Source organism: Nocardia sp. 149-1B (assembly GCF_057747975.1).
Genome location: NZ_CM173233.1, coordinates 3,198,811 through 3,220,246 on the forward strand (window position 1 = coordinate 3,198,811; position 21,436 = coordinate 3,220,246).

The following is a 21,436-nucleotide window of genomic DNA, read 5'->3' on the forward strand; positions in this document are numbered from 1 at the left end:
CGGGTGGTCAGGAGACGATGAGGGCGCCGAGGGTGCGCTCGGCGATGGACAGGCCCTGGCGGACGCGCTCGGCGTCCCCGCTCCACACGGGGTCCTCGTGCTCGACGGAGACGACCCCGTCGTAGCCGGCCTGGTAGAGCGTGTCGATCACGCGGCGCCAGTCCACCTGCCCGAGACCCGGGATGCGGTAACGCCACCAACCGCTCACCCACGGCTGCTTGTCGAGGACCTGGCCGAACACGCCGTAGCGGTTGCGCGCGGCGAAGTCGACCTCGGCATCCTTGGCCTGCACGTGCAGCACCCGGTCGGCGTGTGCCTCCAATGCCGTGACCGGGTCGATCCCGAGCCACACCAGGTGGGACGGGTCGTAGTTCAGCCACAGGCCGAGGTCGGCCAGCCAGCCCCAGAGCTCGGGCGAGTAGGCGAGGTTGGCCGGGTAACCGTCGGGGTGCCACCCCTCCATCGGGCAGTTCTCGATCACGAGGCGTACGCCGCGAGCCGCGGCGTACTCGACCAGCGGCGGCATCACCTTCTCGGCGAGCCGCAGGTTCTCGACCATCGTCAGGCTGATGTCGCGCCCGACGAAGGTGCCGACCAACCCGACACCGAGGAGCTCGGCGGCGTCGATGCAACGGCGGAGGTGGTCATGGGTGGCCTCCCGCAGGGCGAGGTCCTCGTGGAGGTTGTTCTCGTAGTAGGCGAGGGCCGAGATCTCCAGGCCGTTGGCGGTCAGGGTGTCGCGCACCCGCTCGGCGTCGGCGGCGCCGAAGGACTCCGCATCGACGTGGGTCGCCTCCCAGTCCCGTCCGGGCCGGTCCGGCCAGGCGGCGACCTCGAGGGCCGCGTAGCCGTGGGCGCCCGCCCAGGTGGCGACGTCCTCGAGGGTCTCCCCCGGGAGGCAGGCCGTCAGCAGTCCGAGCCTCATCGCTCTCCTCTCACGCCCCGGCCGGGACGTTCGCGTAGTCGTTCCCGGCGAGGTCCTCGCCGCGGGCCAGCCAGATCTTCCACCCCTCGTTCTGGGGGACGTCCTGCATCCGCACCGAGGACGGGAAGTAGCGCATCGTGTAGCCGGTGCGCCGCACCGGACTGGTGTTGGCCTTGGCGCCGTGCACGATCCGGCCGTCGTGCATGGAGAACTCGCCGCGGCCGAGCTCGAAGTACACCGCCTGGTCCTCGTCGACCCCGGCGAGCTCGGCGTGGAAGGTCTGCTCGGTGATGTCGGTCGGCTGGTAGTCGTCCGAGAAGCCGCCGTTCAGGTGGGAGCCCGGGATCACCCGCATGCAGCCGTTGTCCTTGAAGCTGCCGTCCTCGAGCGCGAGCCAGATCGTCACGATGTGGTCGTAGCTGTCGAACCGCCCCTCCCAGAACGCGCTGTCCTCGTGCCACGGTGTCGCTCGGCCGGTGAAGGGGTCCTTGGAGATGAAGTGGCTCGACCAGAGCGCGATGTCGGGGCCGATCAGCGGCTCGATCCAGTCGAGCACCTCGTCGGAGAGCAGGAACTCCAGCAGCCTCTCGTCGCGGTAGTGCGGGGTGTCCAGCTCGTCGGAGAGCTTGTCGCCCTTGTCCGCCAGGTGCTCGTTGAAGATCTGCTCGAGCCGGGCGAGCCGCTCCTCGGAGAGCAGCTGCCGGCCGGGCAGGAGGTAGCCGTTCTCCTGGAAGAACGTGACGTCGGCGTCGGTCAAGGTCTGGGTCATCGCGGTGGCCTTTCGAGGTCTCGGGATCCCCGGCTCGGGGGCGGTGACGACGCTACGTGCGGGGTGACCCGGGTCACCCCGCCTATCCTCCGGAGCACTCGACCTATCTTCGGCACCCGGGGCCGCAGACCGTCGCCCGGACGGGGTCAGGGCCGCTCCAGCGCCCGGATGATCTCGACGAACAGCTCCATGTCCTCGACGTAGTCCTCCGGCCCGGTCTTGGGCGTCGCCCCCGACGTCACCACATCGTGGAAGTACTCCAGCTCGTAGGTGTAGGGGTCCTTCAGGTGCGGCCGCACCACGGAGCGCTCGTAGGAGTCGCCGACCGTGCGCTCGAGGTGGAGCGTGGTCGGGAAGTGCCGGACGTACGGCGTGTCGTACTGCACCCGCATGCTGCCCGAGGCTCCGAACACCTCGATGTGGGCGTCGAAGCGCAGCTGGTCGTCGACGCCGGTCTCGTAGGTCACGACGAAGTCGCCGTAGTCGAGGAGCGCCACGACGTACCCGCCGTTGCGCCACATCCGCGCCGCGGCCACCTGCTGCGGCCGCCCGATCAGCTCCCGCATCGCGGAGAGGTCGTGGCTGCCGAGGCCGCAGAGCAGGCCGTAGGTCCACTCCAGCTCCTGGGGGACCTCACCGAGCGCCTCCTTGACGAGCGCGGACCGGCGCGCCCACTTCTCGTCGACCAGGTCCTGGGGGATGTCGTCGGCCCGGTCGACGTAGGAGGTCTGGTCGACGATCAACCGGTTCTCCCCGATCACGTCGTGCACGCGGACGTAGCGGATGTCCCCGAGCTCGGGCAGCCGCTCCACCGCCTCGGTGAACGCGGGGGCGAAGCGGCGCATGTACGCGACCATCACGGTCTTGCCGGAGCGGTCCCGCGCCTCGATGATCTCCTGGGCCTCGCGCGGGCTCAGGCACATGGGCTTCTCGACGAGCACATGGATGCCGGCGTCCAGCGCCGCGATCGTGCACTCGGCGTGGTACTCGTCGCTGTTGAGGACGAACACGCAGTCCAGGCCTCCGGCGGCGATCAGCTCGGCCGCGTCGGCGTAGCGGCGCTCGACGCGGTAGCGGTCGCCGACCCGCTTGAGCAGGCCGGGCGAGATGTCGCACACGGCCGCGAGCTCGTAGTGCTCGGGGAGCGACTCGATGATGGGGAGGTGGATGACCTGGGCGACCTCGCCCAGACCGATGACTCCGACGCGCAGCCTGCTCAACTTCGTACCTCTCGATGGGTGGGTGGTCTCCGGCAACGAGGTTCAGCCGCCGGAGGAGAACGCGGCGTCGAACGACGCGGCAGGGGGTTCGATCGCGGTCAGTGCCCGCACGAACGCGAGGGCGTCCGGGGCACCGTGCTCGCGGTCCATGCCGGCGTCCTCCCACTCGACGCTGATCGGGCCGTCGTAGCCGATCGCGTTGAGCATCCGGAAGACGGGCTCCCAGGGCACGTCGCCGTGGCCGGTCGAGACGAAGTCCCACCCGCGCCGCGGGTCGCCCCACGGCAGGTGGGAGCCGAGGCGGCCGTTGCGCCCGTTGAGGCGCGTCGCCGACTCCTTGCAGTCGACGTGGTAGATCCGGTCGCGGAAGTCCCACAAGAAGTCGACCGGGTCCAGGTCCTGCCAGACGAAGTGGCTCGGGTCGAAGTTCAGTCCGAACGCCGGGCGGTGGCCGATCGCCTCCATGGCGGCCACGGTCGTCCAGTAGTCGTAGGCGATCTCGCTGGGGTGGACCTCGTGGGCGAACCGGACGCCGACCTCGTCGAACACGTCGAGGATCGGGTGCCAGCGCTCCGCGAAGTCGGCGTACCCGCGCTCGATCATGGTGTCGGGGACCGGCGGGAACATCGCGACGGTGTGCCAGATCGAGGACCCGGTGAAGCCGATGACGGTGTCGACACCGAGCAGCGCGGCGGCGCGCGCGGTGTCCTTGATCTCCTCCGCGGCACGGCGCCGGACGCCCTCGGGGTCACCGTCGCCCCACAGACGCGACGGCAGGATCCCCTGGTGCCGTTCGTCGATCGGGTGGTCGCAGACCGCCTGGCCGGTGAGGTGGCAGGAGATCGCGTAGACGCTCAGCCCGTGCTTCTCGAGGATCTCGCGCCGGCCCCGGACGTAGGAGGGGTCGGCGACCGCCCGGTCGACCTCGAAGTGGTCTCCCCAGCAGGCGATCTCGAGCCCGTCGTAGCCCCACTCGGCCGCCTTGCGGCAGATCTCGGTGAACGGCAGGTCGGCGAACTGTCCGGTGAACAGGGTGACGGGACGAGGCATCGGAGCTCCTTTCGAGGGGTGCGGACGTGGCGAGGTCAGACGGTGGTCCAGCCGGCCCCGGTGGCCGAGGACCGCTCGACGGCGTCGAGGACGCGCTGCACCTGGAGGCCGTCGGCGAACGACGGGCTCGGTGCCGTCCCCGAGCAGACATCGCGGACGAAGTCGGCGACCTCGTGCACGAAGGTGTGCTCGTAGCCCAGTCCGTGCCCGGGGGGCCACCAGGCTCCGGTGTAGGGGTGGTCGGGCTCGGTGACCAGGATCCGGCGGAACCCCGCGTCGCGCGCGGGCACGCTCGCGTCGTAGACGTGGAGCTCGTTCATCGACTCGAAGTCGAAGGCGACGCTGCCGGCCGAGCCGTTGACCTCGATGCGCATCGCGTTCTTGCGTCCGGTGGCGAAGCGGGTGGCCTCGTAGGTCGCCAGCGCACCGCCGTCGGTGCGGCCGAAGAACACCGCGGCGTCGTCGACGGTGACCTCCCCGGTCTGCGCACCGCCGCTCGCGCTGAGCCCCGAGGAAGCCTCGGGCAGCGGTCGCCGCTCGACGAACCGCGTGAGGTGTCCCGCGACATCGGTGAGCCGCTGGCCGGTGAGGAACTGCGAGAGGTCGACGATGTGGGCGCCGATGTCACCGAGGGCGCCGGATCCCGCCTTGTCCTTCTGCAGCCGCCACACCAGGGGGAACTCCGGGTCGACGATCCAGTCCTGGAGGTACTGCGCTCGGATGTGCCGGACCGTCCCCACGGCACCGTCGGCGATCAGTCGACGGGCATAGGCCAGGGCGGGCGTACGCCGGTAGCTGAACCCGACGGACGAGTGCACGCCACGAGCCGTCGCGGCCTCGGCGGCGGCGGTCATCCGCTCCGCCTCCGCGACGCTGTTGGCCAGCGGCTTCTCGCACAGCACGTGCTTGCCGGCCTCGAGCGCGGCCAGCGCGATCTCGGCATGGGTGTCGCCGGGCGTGCAGATGTCGACGACCTGGATGTCGTCACGCTCGAGGACGTCGCGCCAGTCTGTGCACCACGCCGCCCAGCCGAGCTTCTCGGCCGCCTCGCGGGTCGCCGACTCCGTGCGGCCGCACACCACGTTCATCGCCGGCCGCACGGGCAGGTCGAAGAAGCGGTGGGCGTTGCGCCAGGCCTGCGAGTGAGCCGCGCCCATGAACGCGTAGCCGATCATCGCCACACCCAGGGGCTCGCGCCCCGCACCCGTCTCGTGCACGCTCATCGCGCTCTCCCTCGTGTCCGCAACAAATCGGTGCAAATCGTTTTACTGCCAGGAACGCTAGGCCCTCGCCCGCGGCCGGGTCAATGGCTCAGCCGCGTTCGTGCAACGGGCCGAGCCCGAGCGCGGCACTGTCCGCGAACGAGGCCTGCGCGCCGGGCCGGCCGACCGCGTAGGTCCCGGCCCGCACGCCGACGCGCACCGCGTCCGCCAGACCGTGTCCTGCGCTCAGGACCGCCGCGAGCGCACCGGTGAACGCGTCGCCGGCGCCGGTCGTGTCCACGACCTCGGCCGAGTCGGCGGGGACGTGCTCCACCACGTCACCACAGCCGAGGACCGCGCCGGCCGCACCCACCGTGACCACCGCGGATCGGCACCTCGTCGCCAGCTCCCGGACCGCCACTCGTGCCTGCTCGACGCCTCGCACCTCGCGGCCGAGGAGCCCGCTCGCCTCCGTCTCGTTGACGACCAGCGGGTCGCACAGCGCTAGCACCTCGGCGTCGACGGGTCGGTACGGCGCGAGGTTGACCACCGCCCGGCAGCCCACCGCCCCCGCCGCCCTGATCGCGGCGTCGAAGGCCGCCACCGGGATCTCGGCCTGGGTGACGAGCACCCCCGGCGGCCTGATCAGATCACGCACGGCGCGGGCGGTTGTGCGCGCCTCGAGCAGCTCGTTGGCACCCGGCGCGACGACGATGGAGTTCTCGCCGGAGGCGTCGACCAGGACGAACGCCATGCCGGTGCGCGCCTGGGTCGCCACCATCTCGGTCGTGTCCACCCAGGACGCGGCCAGGTCGGCGGCCAGGGCGCGGCCGTCGTCGTCGCGACCGACCCGGGCCACCAGCGCGGTGCGCGCCCCCAGCAGGCTCGCGGCCACGGCCTGGTTGCCGCCCTTGCCGCCCGAGCCGACCGAGGCCTCGCCGCCCAGCACGGTCTCCCCCGGCGCCGGCAGCACCGGGACCCGGCAGACGTAGTCGCGGTTGACCGAGCCGACGACCACCACGTCGACGGTCGTCATGGCAGCGCCGCCATCCGCTCCAGGAACAGCCGCCGGAAAGCGGCCGCATCGACCTCGGTCGCGATCCGGCAGTTGGGAGCCGGCGGGTCCTCCCACATGAGGAGGTCGGCGATCGCGACGCCGCGGGTCACCCGGCCGACGGTCTCGACCTCCACGTGCGCGTCCTGCCAGGTCACCAGGTCCGGGTGCGCGACGACCGCCACGGCCAGCGGATCGTGCAGCGCACAGCTGCCCTGCTCGATCGCCTCACGCGGCTTGACCCGCTCCTGGAAGTCGATCCAGCCGTGGGTGGCGGCGGCTGCGACCCGCCCGAACGCGCCGCCGTCGGCGAGCTCGTCGGCGTCGGCACGGGAGACGCGCACCTTCCTGGTCACGTCGAGACCCACCAACCGCACACGGGCACCACTCTGCAGGACGGCCTGGGCGGCGTCCGGGTCGCACCAGAAGTTGTACTCCCCCGGCATCGCGGAGACGTTGGTCTGCCCGAGGAACACCCCGCCCATCACCACGATCTCGCCGACGTCGTGGGCGACCCGTGGGTCGAGCTCGAGAGCGCGGGCGAGGTTGGTCAGCGGTCCGATCGCGACGATCGTGAGCTCACCCGGTTCCGCGCGCACCCGGCGCACGATCTCGGCGGCGGCACCCTCGTCGGCCGGCGCCCCCTGGACGACCGGTACGTCGTCGTGCCCGAGGACCGCGAGCAGCTCGTGGGTCAGGCGGGTCGAGGTGACGACGTCGCTGTTGCCACCGACCGTGGTCACGACCTCCAGCGACAGGGCCGGGTCGGCGATCGCCAGCGCTAGCGCGAAGCCGTCGTCGATGTCCGAGCCAGGCGCTCCCATCGCCAGGTCGGTGTCGAGGATGATGCGGGTCGGCGGGCTCAGCGGCTCGCCCACAGCAGACCTCGCTCGGTCAGCGTGCGCACATCGGGGTGGTCGAGGTCCTCGAGCTTGTGGCCCATGGTGGAGACGAACACCTTGCCCCGGCCCCACTGGCGGGTCCACACGGCGGGGCACGCGAACGGTTCGCGCCACGGGGTGTCGTCGCGGACGGTGAAGGTCGTGGTGGCGAGGACATCGTCGAGGGCGTCGGTGAGCACCCAGTACTGCTCGGTGTGCAGCTGCCAGCGGTCCAGGCCGCGGACGATCTCGTGGTCGGCCTTCGCCGGCACGACCTCGACCTCGTAGTCGACGAAGCCGCCCGGGTGCGCGGCCCACTGACCGCCGATCATGTGGAGGTAGTCCGGCGAGTTGCGGAACGAGTCGCACACGCCTCCGTGCCATCCGGCCATGCCGGTGCCCGCGGCGACCGCTGCCGAGAGACCGAGCACCTGCTCGTCGGTCGCCTCGCCCATCGTGTAGCACTGGATCACCAGGTCGGTCGCGGCGAGCCGCTCGGCGTCGGCGTACACCTGGGGACCGTCGTGGACCTCGACGGCGAAGCCGTGCTCCTCGAGGAACGGGATGAACCGCTCGGTCGCCTCGACCGGACTGTGGCCGTCCCAGCCGCCCCGGACGATCAGGGCCTGGCGGGTGCGGGTGGTCTCCATGACGTTCCTCTCTGCACTCCTGGCGGAGTACTCTCAGCGGCACCGTAGCCAATCGATTTGGGAATTGCCAGTGAACGCCACCGTGATCTGCGAAAGTGCTCTCGTGGAGGACGACCTGAGCACGGTGCCGGACCGGGTCCGTGCCTGGGTCGCCGACCTGCAGCAGAGCTTCCGGGCGCCCGGCGAACACGACCTCGTCGACCTGGCGCAGGCGGCTCCGCACCCGGCGCGGGCCCTGGTCGCCTGCACCGGGACGATGCGCGGCGGCGCGTCCGCAGGCGACGACGACAAACACGTCCTCCTGGTCGCCGCAGGCGCTGGGGTGCGCCCTGTGCTCCCCGGGTCCGCCTCCGCGTCGCCGGTCTGGTCACCCGATGGCACCCGGCTCTGCGTGCTCGCGGCCGACGCGGGCGGCCTCGCCACCGCGGTGGTGCTCGACGTCGACGGCGTCGAGCTGGCCCGCGCCCACGACCTGGCCGGCTCCGTCGAGACGGCCCGGTGGTCGGGCGACGGCACCCGCATCGCCCTGGTGGTCGCCGAGCCCGGGGCCGAGATCTCCGACGTCTGGGGCTCCGGCGTCGTCGGCGAGCCGGCGGCCGGCGAGCCCTGGCGGCCGGCCACCTCACCCAGGTCCGGTGGTCGCCGGAGGCTGGTGGTGTGGGAGGTCGAGACGGGTGCCGTGCGCACGGCCTCCGGCCTCAACACCTGGGAGGCCGACTGGCTCGGCGAGGACCTGGTGGCCCTGGTCAGCGAAGGCGCCGGCGAGGGCGCCTGGTACGCCGCCCGGCTGGTGCTGGTCTCACCGGACGGCGAGACGACGCACCTCCACCGGGAGCGGTTCCAGCTGGCGCAGCCGACCGGCTCGCCGGACGGACGCCGGTGGTCGGCGCTCACGGGACTCGCCAGCGACCGCGACCTGCTCGCCGGCCAGCTGCTGGTCGGCACCCGTGACAGAGCGCCCGTGCTGGTCGACACCGCGGACGTGCACGTCACCGACCACCGATGGATCTCGGGCGCCGGCGTGCTGTTCATCGGTCACCGGGGCCTGGACACCGTCCTCGCCACGGTCGACGTCGACAGCGGCGACGTCACCGAGCTGTGGACCGGACGCGCGACGACCGGTCGGTACCAGCCCGAGCTCGGCGGCCTCGGTCACGACGGGTCGCCCGTCCTGGTGCTCGAGCAGCACCACCTGCCCCCGACCCTCGTCCGGGTCGGACCGGACGACGACCGCGAGGTGCTGCTCAGCTGCGCCGGTGCGGGCACCGACGCGGTGCGGGCCGTGGTCGGCAGCACCCGGAGCGTGACCTGGACATCGGCGGACGGCCTCGAGCTGGAGGGGCTCGTGGACCTGCCCCGGACCGGCGCGGCGCCGTACCCGCTCGTCGTTCACGTCCACGGCGGCCCCGTCTGCGCCTACCAGGACGGCTGGATCGGACGTGATCCCCACACGACCGCGCTCGTCGCGCGCGGCTACGCCGTCTTCCGCCCGAACCCGCGCGGCAGTGCCGGACGGGGGCCGGCGTTCGCGGAGGCCGTGCTCGGCGACATGGGCGGGACGGACGTGACCGACGTGCTCACCGGGATCGACAGCCTCGTCGGCGACGGCGTCGTCGATCCCGAGCGAGTCGGCATCACCGGTCAGAGCTACGGCGGCTTCATGGCCTGCTGGATACCGTGCCTGACCGACCGGTTCCAGGCGTCGGTGTCGCGGTCGCCGTGCACGGACTGGCGCTCGTTCCACCTCACCAGCAACCTCGCGGAGTTCGACCGGCTGTTCCTCGACGGCGCCCCCTGGGACCCCGGGTCGCAGTACGAGACGCGCAACCCCGTCGTCCACCACGCGCGGATCCGCACGCCGATGCTGCTCACCGCGGGTGCGCGTGACCTCGCCTGCCCACCCCACCAGGCCCAGCAGATGCACCACGCGCTCCGCGAGAACGGCGTGCCGACCGCGTTGGCCGTCTACCCCGAGGAGGGGCACGGCGTGCAGGCGCCTCCCCCCCCTCGCCGACCAGTGCGCGCGGATGATCGCGTGGTTCGAACGCTTCATGCCGGCGCGGCGCCCGCTGCCTACACTCGAATCGGCGACACCCGCGGGTGCCGCCCCAGGCTGGAGGACCTGAGATGGAGACGACCGCGATCGCGCCCGGGCCGACCTCGACCCGGAACGTCCCGCCCGCCCCGGACATGCTGGTGCCGACGACCAGCACGCTGGACCCGTTCGCCGCCGAGCTCGGCTTCACCTCCGCGCACCGGGCGCACCGCGACGCCCACCCCGCGCTTCGCGAGGCGGCCTGCCTCGCGGTCCAGCTGCCCGCGACGCTCGCGCCGATCGAGGACGGCGACCTCCTCGCCGGCCGGCTCGCGCCCCGGCTGTGCGGCTTCACCCCGGACGAGTGGGGCGCCGACATCTCGCTGGGCTACCACGTCCTCCCGCGGCTGGTCGACGAGGCGCTCACACACCACGCGGTCGGCGCCGACCTCCGGGCCGAGGTCGAGGAGATGGTCGCGTACTGGCGCACCGAGCGGACCGCCGCGCTGGTCCGCGCGGCCTATCCGCCCGACCTCGCCGAAGCGCTCCCGTCGGACGCCTGGATGGGCGAGCCGGGCATCGGGTTCCCGCTCTACCGGCTGTGCGGCGGCACCGTGCAGAACGCTCGCCTGGTGCGGCTCGGGCTGCCCGGACTGCGCGCCGAGATCGCCGCCCGGCGAGACCGGGGCTCGGTCGACCTCGGGCTGCTGGCCGGGTTCGACCAGGCGCTCGACCTGCTGGAGGACGTGGCGCGCCGCTACCGGGACCAGGCACTCCGGCTGGCCGCGACCGCGGAGCCTGCCCGGCGTACGGACCTCGAGATGCTCGCGGAGACCCTCGGTCACGTGTGCGAGCGCGCACCCGCGAGCTACCGCGAGGCGGTTCAGCTGTTCTGGCTCTACCAGGTGTGCGGGGACATCCGTAACTACGGCCGGCTCGACGTCACCTTGGGACCGTGGCTGGCGCACGATCTCGACGCCGGCGTGCTGACCGACGACGAGTCCCTCCGGCTGACCCAGTCGCTGTGGCGGCTGATGGCCGCGCGGCTGACCCGCGTGCACAACCGGGTCGTCGTCGGAGGAGTCGGTCGCCCCGACCCCGCGACGGCGGACCGGTTCGCGCTGCTCGCGATCGAGACCTCCCGCACCGTGCTCGAGGCCGAGCCCCAGCTCTCCCTGCGCTTCCACACCGGTCAGGACCCGCGTCTGCTCGCCCGCGGCCTCGACGCGATCGGCGAGGGCCGCACGTTCCCGATCCTCTACAACGACGACGTCAACGTGCCGGCCGCCGCCGCGGCGATGGGGGTCAGCCGCGAGGAGGCCGAGCAGTACGTCCCCTACGGCTGCGGCGAGCTGATCCTCGACGGGCGCAGCTTCGCCACGCCCAGCGGCGTGATCAACCTGCTCAAGGCGCTCGAGGCCGCCCTCTTCCACGGCGTGTGCCAGCGGACCGGCCGCCGCGTGGGACCCGACCTGGGTGGCCTGGAGACCTACGGCACGTTCGAGGACCTCTGGGCGGCGTACACCGGACAGGTCGACCACCTGGTCCGCCGGCTGGCCGAGCAGGAGCGCGTGGAGTACGACGTCTGCGCCCGCGAGTTCAGCGCGCTCTACCTCAGCCTGCTCTACGAAGGTTGCCTCGAACGCGGCCGGGCGTTCCACGACGGCGGGCTCGACCTGCTCGCGGGAACGCTCGAGACCTACGGCAACACCAACACCGCCGACAGCCTGCTCGCGATCCGCAGGCTCGTCTTCGAGCACCAGGTGGTCGGAGCGGCTGAGCTGCTCGCCGCGTTGCGCGAGGACTTCGCCGGCGCCGAGCCGCTGCGACACCTCCTGCTCGCGCAACCGAAGTACGGCAACGACGACCCCGAGGCCGACGACATGCTGGTGCGCGTCCACGAGCACGTCTGCGAGCAGACCCGCGCGCAGGCGGACCGGGTCGGGCTCTCCAGCTATCTCGTGGTCGTGATCAACAACAGCGCCAACACGTTGATGGGCGCCCACACCGCCGCCTCCGCCGACGGGCGACACAACGGCACGCCGATGGCCAACGGCAACGCCCCTACGGGCGGCGCCGACGTCTCGGGGCTGACGGCACGGATGAACTCGGTCGTCTGCCCCTCCCCCGCGATCCACGCCGGCGCGGTGCAGAACCTCTCGCTGTCGCGCGAGCTGTTCCGCGACCACCGGGAGCTGGTCGAGGCGCTGCTCTCCGTCTACTTCGCCCGCGGTGGCAGCCAGCTGATGGTCACGGTCACCGGACGCGGCGAGCTCGAGGCCGCACTCGCCCACCCCGACCAGTACCGGCACGTCTTCGTGCGCGTCGGTGGCTTCAGCGCCCGGTTCGTCGACCTGCCCGAGGACGTGCAGCGTGAGATCCTCGAGCGCACCCTCTACTGACCCCACGCCACCGGCGACGGTGGAGAGCACCGTCTTCGACGTGCAGCGCTTCGCCGTCCACGACGGCCCGGGCATCAGGACCACGGTGTTCCTCAAGGGCTGCCCGCTGCGGTGCGGGTGGTGCCAGAACGCCGAGTCCTGGCTGCACCGCCCGCAGCTCGCCGTCCGGGCCGGCCTCTGTCCCGGGTGCGAGGAGTGCCGCGACGCGGTGCCCGGGGCGCCCGTGCCGCTGCCGCACCAGCCGCGCTGCCCGGCGCTGCGGGTCGTCGGCGCGGTCCGCACGGCGGGCAGCGTCGTCGAGGAGGTGCTGCGCGACCGGGACTACTACGCCGCCTCCGGTGGCGGACTCACCCTCTCGGGCGGGGAGCCGCTGGCGCAGCCTGCGTTCACCGAGGCCCTGCTCGGCCTCGCCCGCGATGCCGGGGTGCACACCTGCCTCGACACCAGCGGCTTCGCCGGCGAGCAGACCCTGTTGCGCATGGTCGGCCTCGTCGACCTCTGGCTCTACGACGTCAAGGCCACCGGGGAGCAGGACCACCGGCGCCTGACCGGCGTCCGCCCCGGGCCGATCCTCGCCAACCTCGAGCGGCTGCTCGAGCTCGGCGAGCGGGTGCGGCTGCGGGTGCCGCTCGTCGCGGGGGTCAACGACACCGACGAGCACCTGGAGCACGTCGCCCGGATCGCCGCCGCGCACCCCGAGCTCGACGGCGTCGACGTGTTCCCCTACCACTCCTGGGGGGCGGCGAAGTCGGTCGAGGTGGGAGCCACCCTGCCGTATGCGGACCTCCCCACGACGAGTCCGGAGGCCGCCGCCGAGATGGTCGCCCGCCTCCACCGCCTGGGCTGCGCCCGCGCCCGACTGGGTTAGCGGCGCGCGGAGGTGCCGACCTCGGCGATGTCGAGGTCGGCCTTGCGCAGGCGGTAGACCTGGAGCCGGAGGTCGTAGTACTTGTCGGTCTCGCCCACCCACTCCATGCCGATGCGTCGGGCGGTGGCGATGCCGCGCGCGTTGCGCGGCCGGACGACGGAGAACAGCTCCTCGGCTCCGCTGTCGAACGCGTAGTGCGCCACCGCGTGGGCGGCCTCGGTGGCCAGCCCGCGGCCCCAGTGGGCCGGGGCTAGCTGCCAGCCGACCTCGAGGTCCTCGTGGCCGGGCGGGAGCGCGCGCAGGGTGGCGCTGCCGACCAGCGTGCCGTCCTCACCCAGCTCGACCGCCCAGCGGCGCTGGGGCGGCTCGAGCTCGTCGGCGGCCCAGCGGGCGAGCAGGGCCTCCATCTCGGCGAGGTCGGCGACCCGTTCCATCGCCGGGCTCAGCCAGCGGGTCACGTCCTCGGCGCCGTAGACGGCGAGCGCCTCGGGGGCGTCCGCGACGCGCCACGGCCGCAGCACGAGACGCCCCGTCTCGATGCGGTCCCCCGACACGATCACCCGATGCTCCATGACCTGCAGAGCGCTCGCGGCGCGTGCGGCATTCCCGGCCGTCAGGCGCCGAGGTCCAGGGTGTGGTCGGCGTGCTGCGCCTTTGCGGCGAGGTAACGGGCGTTGGCCTCCGAGCGGTGCACGGCCGTGGGCACTCGGGCGGCGACGGTGATGCCGGCGAGCGCCAGCTGCTCGGCCTTGTCGGGGTTGTTGGTCAGCAGGGCGATCCGGGAGACACCCAAAGCGGTGAGCATCTGGGCCGCGACCGAGTAGTCGCGCTCGTCCTCGGCGTACCCGAGCGCGAGGTTCGCCTCGAACGTGTCGAGCCCGGCATCCTGCAGCGCGTAGGCGTCGAGCTTGGGATAGAGCCCGATGCCGCGGCCCTCCTGGCGCAGGTAGAGCACGTAGCCGCCGCGGGCCTCGACCCGGCGGAACGACTCGTGCAGCTGGGGCCCGCAGTCGCAGCGCTGGCTGCCGAAGACGTCGCCGGTGAGGCACTCGCTGTGGACGCGGACGAGGGGCGTGTCACCGGGCGAGCCGAGCCGCAGCGCGAGGTGCTCGCGGGTGTCGCCGAGCCCGTCGAACGTGAACACGCACGCCAGGGCCGACCAGCCGTCCGGCAGGCGCAGCGGCACCATGATCTCGGTGCGGACCCGCGGCGTCACGACGCGTCCTCGAACCGCGGCGACAGCGCGTAGCGCAGCAGCACGACCTCGCCGATGCGGCGTACGTCGACGAGCCGAGCCGGCCGGTCGGGCCGGAACGGGAACGGGCCGTCGTCGACGAACCGGCGCGCCCGCGAGTCGCCCACGAAGAACGGCGCGACCACGAGGTGCAGCTCGTCGGCGAGGTCCTCGGTGAGGAACTGGGTGTGCATCGTCCCGCCGCCCTCGACCATGAGCCGGCGCACCCCGCGCTCGTGGAGGTCCTCGCTCATCCGGCGCATGGTGACGCGGGATCCGCCGTCGACCACGGTCGCCACCGAGCCCAGCCGGGAGCGCAGCTCGGGAGTGGTGCCGGTGGGGCTGTAGACGAGCTTCTGCGAGTCGCCGGTGGTGAAGAAGCGGCCACGGGGGTCGAGGCGCCCGCGTCCGGTGACCGTGACCTTCACCGGGGACGGGTCCAGGCCCCGAGCCACGCGGTGGTCGCGGCGCGAGGCGCTGCGCACGAGCAGCCGGGGGTTGTCGTTGCGCACCGTGGCGGCGCCGACGAGGATCGCGTCGCACTCGGCCCGGACGGCGTCGACCCGGTCGAGGTCGGCGTCGTTGGACAGGATCAGCCGCTGGTCCGCGGCGCTGTCGAGGTAGCCGTCGAGCGACATCCCGCAGCTGAGCAGGGTGTAGGGCCGATCAGCCACGAGCCACCATCCCCCGGGTCAGCAGGACCGCACCGGGCAGCGTCGCCAGGAGCGCGAGCACGCCGTACAACACCGCGACCGTCGCGCCCTGAGCGGCGCCGAGGCCGGCGCCGGCGAACGCCCAGGCGGCGGCGCCCTCGCGGAGACCCCACCCGGCCACGTTGAGCGGGATCGCGGCGGCGAGCAGCACCACCAGTGCCAGCGGCAGCAGCGCGGTCAGCGGCGCGTCCGTGCCGGCCGCCCGGGCTGCGACGAGGAACACCACGACGTGGCCGGCGGCGGCCAGCATCGAGGCCGCGACGACCTGCGGCCATCGCACCAGCCCGGCGAGGAGGACGGCCGCGACGGCGGACGCGGCGAGCGGCCAGGGCGAGACCGCGAGCAGCACCCCGAGGGAAGCGACCACCTGCACGACCTGACCCGCCACCCGTTCCAGCGCCACCGGCTTGAGCCCGTGGCGGACCGCGCGGTGCAGGTCGCCGAGCACCCCGCCCGGGAGCGTGGCGTTGAGGAACTGCGAGCGGTAGTACGCGCCGACTGCCGGCCGAAGGGGTACGTCGATCCCGAGTCGCGCGGCCACGACCCGCCATCGCCACGCGCAGCACAGCGTCGTCAGGGCCGTGACGACCAGCGCGACGACCACGGCCAGCGGCGTCGTGGACCGCACCGCGTCGACGAACGGCCCGGTCCCGACCCGCGCCACGACGACCGCGAGGACCAGCCCGCCACCGGCGACCCGCCACCACCTCATCGCAGCACCTCCAGGGCCTCGGCGACCAGGGCCGTGGTCCGGTCCCACCCGGTCAGCTCCTCACGCCGGCGCACCGCCGCCGCCCGCAGGCCCGCTCGGTGCTCCTCGTCGGTGAGCCAGGTGCGGAGCGCGCCCGCCAGCGCCGCAGGGTCCTCCGGTGGGACCAGCACGCCGCCGTCCCCCAGCGCCTCGCGCACCCCGCCGACGTCGGTCGCGACGACCGGCGTCCCGTGGGCCAGCGCCTCGGTCACGACCATGCCGTAGGTCTCGGTCCGCGACGCGAGCACCAGCAGGTCGGCCTGGGCGTACGCCGACGCGAGCTCGTCGCGGGTCATCGTTCCGCTCAGCCGCACGGCCTCCCCCAGCCCCGCCGCGAGGTCGGGCTCGAGGTCGACCGACCCGATCCCGCGGCACGTCCACGCCAGGTCGTCGAGACGGCGGAGCGCGGCGGCCAGCACGTCGTACCCCTTCAGCGCGGTCACGGCTCCCACGCACAGCAGCGACCCACCTGCCGGCGAGCCCGGGGCCACGGGGGCCGGGTCGACCCCCGGCTCCGCGACGAGGACGCGCCCGGGGTCGAGGCCGTAGGTCTCGACCAGCCAGTCGCGCGTCCACCGGCTGGTCGTGATCGAACCGGCCGCGGCCCGCAGGACGTCGCGCTCCCACGGGGCGGCCGCCCCCGGAGGCAGTCCGAGCGGCAGGTGCACGAGCACCACCAGGCGCAGCCGGGACGCCTCGGCGACGAGCGCCGGGGTCGTCAGCAGTCCGTCGACCAGTGTGAGCGACCCGTCCGGCACCGTCCGCGTCGAGGTGTGCTCGACGGCGCCGAGCCCGTCGCTGATCCGCCGGTCGTAGACGTTGCCCCCGCTCGGCCGCCGGGGATCGTCGATGCCGGCGGGCACGACCAGGTGGATGCTCACAGGGGCCTCTCGAAGCTCGCGGAGGCGATGTGCGACTCGTGCAGCGTGACGCGCAGGCCGGTGACGGGGCCCAGGCCGGCGACCCCGGCGGCCACCCGGTCGGCGACGACGCGGGCCAGCACCTCCGTGGAGGTGTTCACCCCCGCGAACGCCGGCTCGTCGTCGAGGTTGCGGTAGGTCAGGCCGCCCAGCACCTCGCGCAGCAGCTCCCCCGCCCGGCCGATGTCGAGCAGGATGCCGTCCGGGCCGAGCTCGGGACCCGAGAACGCCGCGTCGACGACGTACGTCGCCCCGTGCAGCCGCTGGGCAGGTCCGAACACCTCGCCGGTGAAGCTGTGGGCGATCATCATGTGGTCGCGGACGGTCACGGTGTACACGGTGAGTCCTTCCTGGGGCCGGGCGCGGTGTCGTAGCGGATCGTGTGGCACAGCGCGGGCAGCCGGCCCGCCGCCAGGTCGTCCATCACCTGGGGCAGGTCGGCGAAGTCCGACTCCCCGGTCAGCAGCTCGTCGAACGCGGGGTCGCGCAGCAGCTCGAGCGCGAGCGCGAGCCGGTCGGCGTGGCTGCGGCTGCCGCGGCGGGCCGGGGCGACCGTGCCGACCTGGCTGGCGCGGATCGCGAGCCGCCCCGAGTGGAACGCCCCACCGAGCGCGACCTGCACCGGGCGGTCGCCGTACCAGCTCAGGTCGAGCACGGTGCCCTCCGGTCCGAGCAGGTCGAGGGCGAGCTGCAACCCCTCGGACGTCGCGCTGCAGTGCACGACGGCGTCGCGCCCGCCGGCAGCCTCGTCCGGGATCGCGAAGCCGACCCCGAGCGCCCTCGCCACCGCGGCCCGGTCGGGGTCGACGTCGACCAGCGTCACCTCGGTGGCCGGGACCCGGGCCAGCAGCCGCGCCACGCTGCACCCGACCATGCCCGCGCCCACGACCGCGACCCGGTCGCCGATCAGCGGCCGGAGGTCCCACAGCGCGTTGAGGGCGGTCTCGACGGTGCCGGCGAGCACCGCCCGGCGCGCCGGTACGCCGTCGGGCACCGGGGTGACCGCGGCAGCGGGGACGACGTACGCCGTCTGGTGGGGGTGCAGGCAGAACACCGTGCGGCCGACGAGGTCGTCGGGACCCTCCTCGACGCGTCCGACGCCCAGGTAGCCGTACTTCACCGGGCCGGGGAAGCTCCCCTCCTGGTGCGGGGCCCGCATGGCCTCGTGCTGGTCGGCCGGCACCTGCCCGCGGTAGACGAGCGTCTCGGTCCCGCGGCTGATCCCCGAGTGCAGTGCACGGACCAGCACCTCACCCGGGCCGGGAGGCGCGAGCTCCACCGGACGGAGCGCTCCGCGCCCGGGCGTCTCGACCCAGAACGCGCACGCTTCACGGGTCGAGGTGAACCCGGCCGGTGCCGGCTCCGTACGACTGGTCACACCCCACACACGGAGGCATGGTGCTCCTGGTTCACCGACCGGCCGACCTGGTGACGGCGACCCGCGCCGCGCTGGCCGTCGCGTTCGCGGCAATCGGCCCCACCCCCACTGGGCTCGTGCTGGTCGCGGTGGCGCTCGCCCTGGACTGGGTGGACGGCCAGGTGGCCCGGCGCACCGGCACCGTCTCGGCGTTCGGGGCCCGCTTCGACATGGAGACCGACGCGTTCCTGATCGCCGCGCTGAGCGCGTACGTCGCCGCCGCGGTCGGCTGGTGGGTCCTGGCGATCGGCGCGGCCCGCTACCTGCTCTGGCTGGCCGAGCGGGTGTGGCCCTGGCTGCGCCGTCCGGTGCCGCAGCGTCCGTGGCGCAAGGTCGTGGCCGCGGTCCAGGGCGTCACGCTCGCGGTCGCGGTGGCGGACGTGCTGCCCCGGACGCTCGTGGAGGCGGTCCTCGTGGTCGCGCTGGCGCTGCTGGCCGAGTCGTTCGGGCGCGACGTCTGGTGGCTCACCCGCAGCCGCCGGTCGGGCGACGCACCGCCGGCGTACCCCCGCGGCGGCGGGCTGACGCTGGCCGCCCTGGGCATCGTGTGGGCTGCGCTGGTGCTCCCCGAGGGTCCCGCGGACCTCCTGCGCCCGCCGCCCGAGGCGCTGCTGGTGGTGGCGGTCGCGCTCGTGCCGTGGCGCCGCACCCGTCGGGTGCTGGCCGTGGTGCTCGGCCTGCTGATCGGGGCCGCGGTGGTCGTCAAGGCGCTCGACCTCGGGTTCCAGCGGATCCTGGACCGGCCCTTCGACCCGCTCGCGGACTGGGTCTACCTCGGCCCCGGGGTCGGGGTGCTGGGCGACTCGATCGGTGTCGCCGCCGCGCGGGCGACCGCCGTGGGTGTGGGGTTGCTCGTGCTCGTGGTGCTGGTGCTGCTCGCGCTCGCGACCGTCCGGGTCTCCGCGACCGCGGCCACCCATCGGCGTACCGCGGCCGTGGTCGGGCTGACGCTCGCCCTGCCGTCGGTCGTGCTGGTGCAGATCGCGCCGGCGGGCACGAGCGGTGCGGCGGTGCTGGCCTATGACGAGGTGCGGCAGATGCGGGCCGACCTGGCCGACCGGCGCACGTTCGGCCACGACATCTCCACCGACCGCTACGCCACCTCGCCGCCCGACAGCCTGCTGCGCGGCCTGCGCGGCAAGGACGTCCTCGTGGTGTTCGTCGAGTCCTACGGCCGGGTGGCCGTGCAGGGCACCGACTTCGCCCCCGACATCGACGCGGGTGTGGACGCGGTGCTGGACGCCGGGACCCGGCGGCTGCGGGCCGCGGGCTGGTCGTCGCGGAGCGCCTTCTTGACCTCCCCGACGTTCGGGGCCGCGAGCTGGTTGGCGCACTCCACGCTGGAGTCGGGGCTGTGGGTCGACAGCCAGCGGCGCTACGACCAGCTGCTCGGCGCCGACCGGCTGACGCTCACCTCTGCGTTCGAGGGCGCCGGCTGGCGCACGGTCTTCGACGTGCCCGCGAACACCCGCGACTGGCCCGAGGGTGCCGGCTTCTACGGCTTCGACCAGCTCTACGACTCGCGCAACGTCGACTACCAGGGGCCACGGTTCGGTTACGCCACGATGCCCGACCAGTACACGCTCGCGGCGTTCCGCCGGCTCGAGCTCGCCCCGAAGCACCGCCGGCCGGTGATGGCCGAGATCGACCTGGTCTCCAGCCACCACCCGTGGGCGCCGTCACCCCACCTGGTGCCCTGGGACCGGGTCGGCGACGGATCGGTGTTCGACGACACGCCCACCCAGCCGGACTCCTCCGACGTGCGCCGGCTCTACGGCCAGTCGATCGAGTACACGATGAGCACGCTGGTCTCGTTCCTGGACACCTACCGCGACCCGAACCTGGTGCTGGTGGTGCTCGGCGACCACCAGCCGCACTCCTACGTCACCGGGCCCGACCCCGGGCACGACGTACCGATCTCGGTGATCAGCCGCGACCCGCGGGTCGCCGATCGCATCGCCGGCTGGGGCTGGCAGCCCGGGCTGCACCCCTCCCCCGACGCCACCGTCTGGCCCATGGACTCGTTCCGCGACCGGTTCCTGCAGGCGTTCAGCGGCTGAGGTGGTTGCGGGGTTCGGAGGTTGGGCTCGTCGGGGCCTGCCGGCTCACTGGGTGAGACGCAGGACGCGGTGTCCGTCAGAGGTCTGCACCTCGACCGAGGCGATCTCGGCGACGTCGAGCGCCGTGGCCCCCGCGACCGTGATCGGCCGGTCGGCGACACCGCGCCAGCTCGCGACCCGCTCGATGGCACCGTCGCGCGTGCGGACGACCATCTCGTACGTCGGCGGGCCGCCGCCGTGGTAGCCCTCCGGCAGCGGGTAGCTGCAAGTCAGCTCGAGGCGGGTGCCCCAGGCCACCGAGGTCAGCGTCAGCCAGCCGGTCGTGCCGCTGGCGTCGAGCGGGGTCATCTGCCGGGAGGGCGCCGCCGAGATCGTGGGGGTCGCCTGCGGGGTGCCGTCACCGTCGCCCGTCGCGACGACCGCGACCGAGACGCCGGCAACCACCACGACGGCTGCGGCCGCGGCGAGGCCGGCGGTCCAGCGCAGCCGCTGTCGGCCACGGCGTACCTCCCGCACCAGCGCCGGCAGCAGCGTGTCGGGGACGGGCACCTCGACCGGGTCGGACTCGAGCACCTCCGCCGAGACCTGGGACAGCAGGCCGGGCAGGCCGGCGAGCTGCTGCACCGACCTGGCACACGCCGGGCACCCGCGCAGGTGCCGCTCGAACTCCAGGCGCTCCTCGGGTGCGAGCGCACCCAGCACGTAGGCACCGTCGAGGTGAGAGAGCTCGCAGGGGGTGCTCATGCCACGACCCCGCTCTCCTCGAGCGCGAGCCGCAGCGCGCGCAGGGCGTAGTGGGTGCGCGACTTCACGGTGCCCTCGGGGACGCCGAGACGACGGGACGCCTCGGCGACCGACTGCCCGCGGTAGTAGCACTCCAGCAGGACCGCCCGGTGCTCGGCGGAGAGCCGGGTGAGCGCGTCGGCGACCACCCACGACAGCAGCACCTGGTCGGTGCGGTCGGGCTCCCCGGGGCCCTCCGGTACGTCGGCGACGGCGATCTCGCTCTGGGACCGCTTGGTGCGCCACTCGTCGATCACGATGTTCTTGGCGACGCGGAACAGCCATGCGCGGACCGAGCCGTGCGTCTCGTCGAGGGCCGGGAAGTTGCGCCAGGCGCGCAGCAGCGTCTCCTGCACCACGTCCTCGGCGCGGGCGCGGTCCTGCCCGGTCAGCCGCAGGCAGTAGCCCCAGAGCGCGGCGGCATGCTCGTCGTGCAGCTGCTGCATGAGCGCCTCGGGGCTCCCCTGGTTGTCGCCGGCCATCACACCTCCCACCCCGTGTC

At 73.3% G+C, this 21,436-nt stretch carries 21 protein-coding genes and 1 pseudogene; 4 read left to right on the top strand and 18 right to left on the bottom strand.

The window, feature by feature from the left end; all coding sequences use genetic code 11:
- Positions 1-7: 7 nt before the first annotated feature.
- From AC3ANS_RS15315 to AC3ANS_RS15355, 9 genes are all read right to left on the bottom strand, one after another.
- The gene (locus AC3ANS_RS15315; protein ID WP_488292441.1) at positions 8-925 is read right to left on the bottom strand and encodes a sugar phosphate isomerase/epimerase family protein; all 918 of its coding nucleotides are present in this window, start codon (positions 923-925) and stop codon (positions 8-10) included.
- 10 nt (positions 926-935) lie between these two features.
- Positions 936-1,694, bottom strand: coding sequence for a phytanoyl-CoA dioxygenase family protein (locus tag AC3ANS_RS15320; RefSeq protein ID WP_488292442.1), 759 nt, complete (start codon positions 1,692-1,694; stop codon positions 936-938).
- A gap of 146 nt (positions 1,695-1,840) precedes the next feature.
- A complete protein-coding gene (locus AC3ANS_RS15325) occupies positions 1,841-2,914 on the bottom strand; it encodes a Gfo/Idh/MocA family protein (RefSeq protein WP_488292443.1) in 1,074 nt (357 codons plus the stop codon).
- 42 nt (positions 2,915-2,956) lie between these two features.
- The gene (locus AC3ANS_RS15330; RefSeq protein WP_488292444.1) at positions 2,957-3,964 is read right to left on the bottom strand and encodes a sugar phosphate isomerase/epimerase family protein; all 1,008 of its coding nucleotides are present in this window, start codon (positions 3,962-3,964) and stop codon (positions 2,957-2,959) included.
- Between the two features lie 35 nt (positions 3,965-3,999).
- On the bottom strand, positions 4,000-5,187 hold the full coding sequence (locus tag AC3ANS_RS15335) for a Gfo/Idh/MocA family protein (RefSeq protein ID WP_488292445.1): 1,188 nt from the start codon (positions 5,185-5,187) through the stop codon (positions 4,000-4,002).
- Between the two features lie 88 nt (positions 5,188-5,275).
- The gene (locus AC3ANS_RS15340; RefSeq protein ID WP_488292446.1) at positions 5,276-6,202 is read right to left on the bottom strand and encodes a ribokinase; all 927 of its coding nucleotides are present in this window, start codon (positions 6,200-6,202) and stop codon (positions 5,276-5,278) included.
- A complete protein-coding gene (locus tag AC3ANS_RS15345; protein ID WP_488292447.1) occupies positions 6,199-7,098 on the bottom strand; it encodes a nucleoside hydrolase in 900 nt (299 codons plus the stop codon). Before AC3ANS_RS15345 ends, AC3ANS_RS15340 begins: the two co-directional genes overlap by 4 nt.
- Positions 7,083-7,751, bottom strand: coding sequence for a ThuA domain-containing protein (locus AC3ANS_RS15350; RefSeq protein ID WP_488292448.1), 669 nt, complete (start codon positions 7,749-7,751; stop codon positions 7,083-7,085). Before AC3ANS_RS15350 ends, AC3ANS_RS15345 begins: the two co-directional genes overlap by 16 nt.
- Positions 7,752-8,550: 799 nt before the next feature.
- Positions 8,551-9,150 carry a hypothetical protein gene (locus tag AC3ANS_RS15355; protein WP_488292449.1) on the bottom strand — a complete coding sequence of 200 codons (600 nt, stop codon included), beginning with the start codon at positions 9,148-9,150 and terminating at the stop codon, positions 8,551-8,553.
- Here AC3ANS_RS15355 and AC3ANS_RS15360 point away from each other — a divergent pair.
- The 3 genes and pseudogenes from AC3ANS_RS15360 to AC3ANS_RS15370 all read left to right on the top strand — a co-directional run.
- Positions 9,097-9,744, top strand: a pseudogene (locus AC3ANS_RS15360) (alpha/beta hydrolase family protein); the annotation flags it as partial. The gene AC3ANS_RS15355 and the pseudogene AC3ANS_RS15360 overlap by 54 nt on opposite strands.
- A 134-nt stretch (positions 9,745-9,878) precedes the next feature.
- Complete coding sequence (locus AC3ANS_RS15365; RefSeq protein ID WP_488292450.1) at positions 9,879-12,188, top strand: pyruvate formate lyase family protein; 2,310 nt, start codon at positions 9,879-9,881, stop codon at positions 12,186-12,188.
- Between the two features lie 19 nt (positions 12,189-12,207).
- Positions 12,208-13,056, top strand: coding sequence for a radical SAM protein (locus AC3ANS_RS15370; RefSeq protein ID WP_488292451.1), 849 nt, complete (start codon positions 12,208-12,210; stop codon positions 13,054-13,056).
- Here the strand turns inward: AC3ANS_RS15370 and AC3ANS_RS15375 are convergent.
- From AC3ANS_RS15375 to AC3ANS_RS15405, 7 genes are read right to left on the bottom strand one after another with little or no spacing between them, the layout of a single operon-like run.
- Positions 13,053-13,628: a GNAT family N-acetyltransferase gene (locus AC3ANS_RS15375; protein ID WP_488292452.1), complete on the bottom strand. Its 576-nt coding sequence runs from the start codon at positions 13,626-13,628 to the stop codon at positions 13,053-13,055. The genes AC3ANS_RS15370 and AC3ANS_RS15375 overlap by 4 nt on opposite strands.
- A gap of 41 nt (positions 13,629-13,669) precedes the next feature.
- Positions 13,670-14,272 carry a GTP cyclohydrolase II gene (locus AC3ANS_RS15380; RefSeq protein ID WP_488292453.1) on the bottom strand — a complete coding sequence of 201 codons (603 nt, stop codon included), beginning with the start codon at positions 14,270-14,272 and terminating at the stop codon, positions 13,670-13,672.
- A complete protein-coding gene (locus AC3ANS_RS15385) occupies positions 14,269-14,964 on the bottom strand; it encodes a RibD family protein (protein WP_488292454.1) in 696 nt (231 codons plus the stop codon). The genes AC3ANS_RS15380 and AC3ANS_RS15385 overlap by 4 nt, the downstream gene beginning before the upstream one ends.
- The gene (locus AC3ANS_RS15390; protein ID WP_488292455.1) at positions 14,957-15,715 is read right to left on the bottom strand and encodes a lysylphosphatidylglycerol synthase domain-containing protein; all 759 of its coding nucleotides are present in this window, start codon (positions 15,713-15,715) and stop codon (positions 14,957-14,959) included. The genes AC3ANS_RS15385 and AC3ANS_RS15390 overlap by 8 nt, the downstream gene beginning before the upstream one ends.
- The gene (locus tag AC3ANS_RS15395) at positions 15,712-16,635 is read right to left on the bottom strand and encodes a glycosyltransferase family 4 protein (protein WP_488292456.1); all 924 of its coding nucleotides are present in this window, start codon (positions 16,633-16,635) and stop codon (positions 15,712-15,714) included. The genes AC3ANS_RS15390 and AC3ANS_RS15395 overlap by 4 nt, the downstream gene beginning before the upstream one ends.
- On the bottom strand, positions 16,632-17,012 hold the full coding sequence (locus tag AC3ANS_RS15400) for a 6-pyruvoyl trahydropterin synthase family protein (protein ID WP_488292457.1): 381 nt from the start codon (positions 17,010-17,012) through the stop codon (positions 16,632-16,634). The genes AC3ANS_RS15395 and AC3ANS_RS15400 overlap by 4 nt, the downstream gene beginning before the upstream one ends.
- Entirely contained in the window at positions 17,000-18,052 is a 1,053-nt protein-coding gene (locus tag AC3ANS_RS15405) for a zinc-dependent alcohol dehydrogenase (RefSeq protein ID WP_488292458.1), read from the bottom strand. Before AC3ANS_RS15405 ends, AC3ANS_RS15400 begins: the two co-directional genes overlap by 13 nt.
- A gap of 17 nt (positions 18,053-18,069) precedes the next feature.
- Between AC3ANS_RS15405 and AC3ANS_RS15410 the strand changes: the two genes are divergently transcribed.
- Positions 18,070-20,151, top strand: coding sequence for a CDP-alcohol phosphatidyltransferase family protein (locus tag AC3ANS_RS15410; protein ID WP_488292459.1), 2,082 nt, complete (start codon positions 18,070-18,072; stop codon positions 20,149-20,151).
- A 45-nt stretch (positions 20,152-20,196) separates the two neighbouring features.
- On the opposite strand, the gene AC3ANS_RS15415 is transcribed toward AC3ANS_RS15410, so the two are convergent.
- Together AC3ANS_RS15415 and AC3ANS_RS15420 are read right to left on the bottom strand one after the other, a co-directional pair.
- Entirely contained in the window at positions 20,197-20,895 is a 699-nt protein-coding gene (locus AC3ANS_RS15415) for an anti-sigma factor family protein (protein WP_488292460.1), read from the bottom strand.
- Complete coding sequence (locus AC3ANS_RS15420; RefSeq protein ID WP_488292461.1) at positions 20,892-21,416, bottom strand: sigma-70 family RNA polymerase sigma factor; 525 nt, start codon at positions 21,414-21,416, stop codon at positions 20,892-20,894. Before AC3ANS_RS15420 ends, AC3ANS_RS15415 begins: the two co-directional genes overlap by 4 nt.
- Between the last annotated feature and the right edge of the window lie 20 nt (positions 21,417-21,436).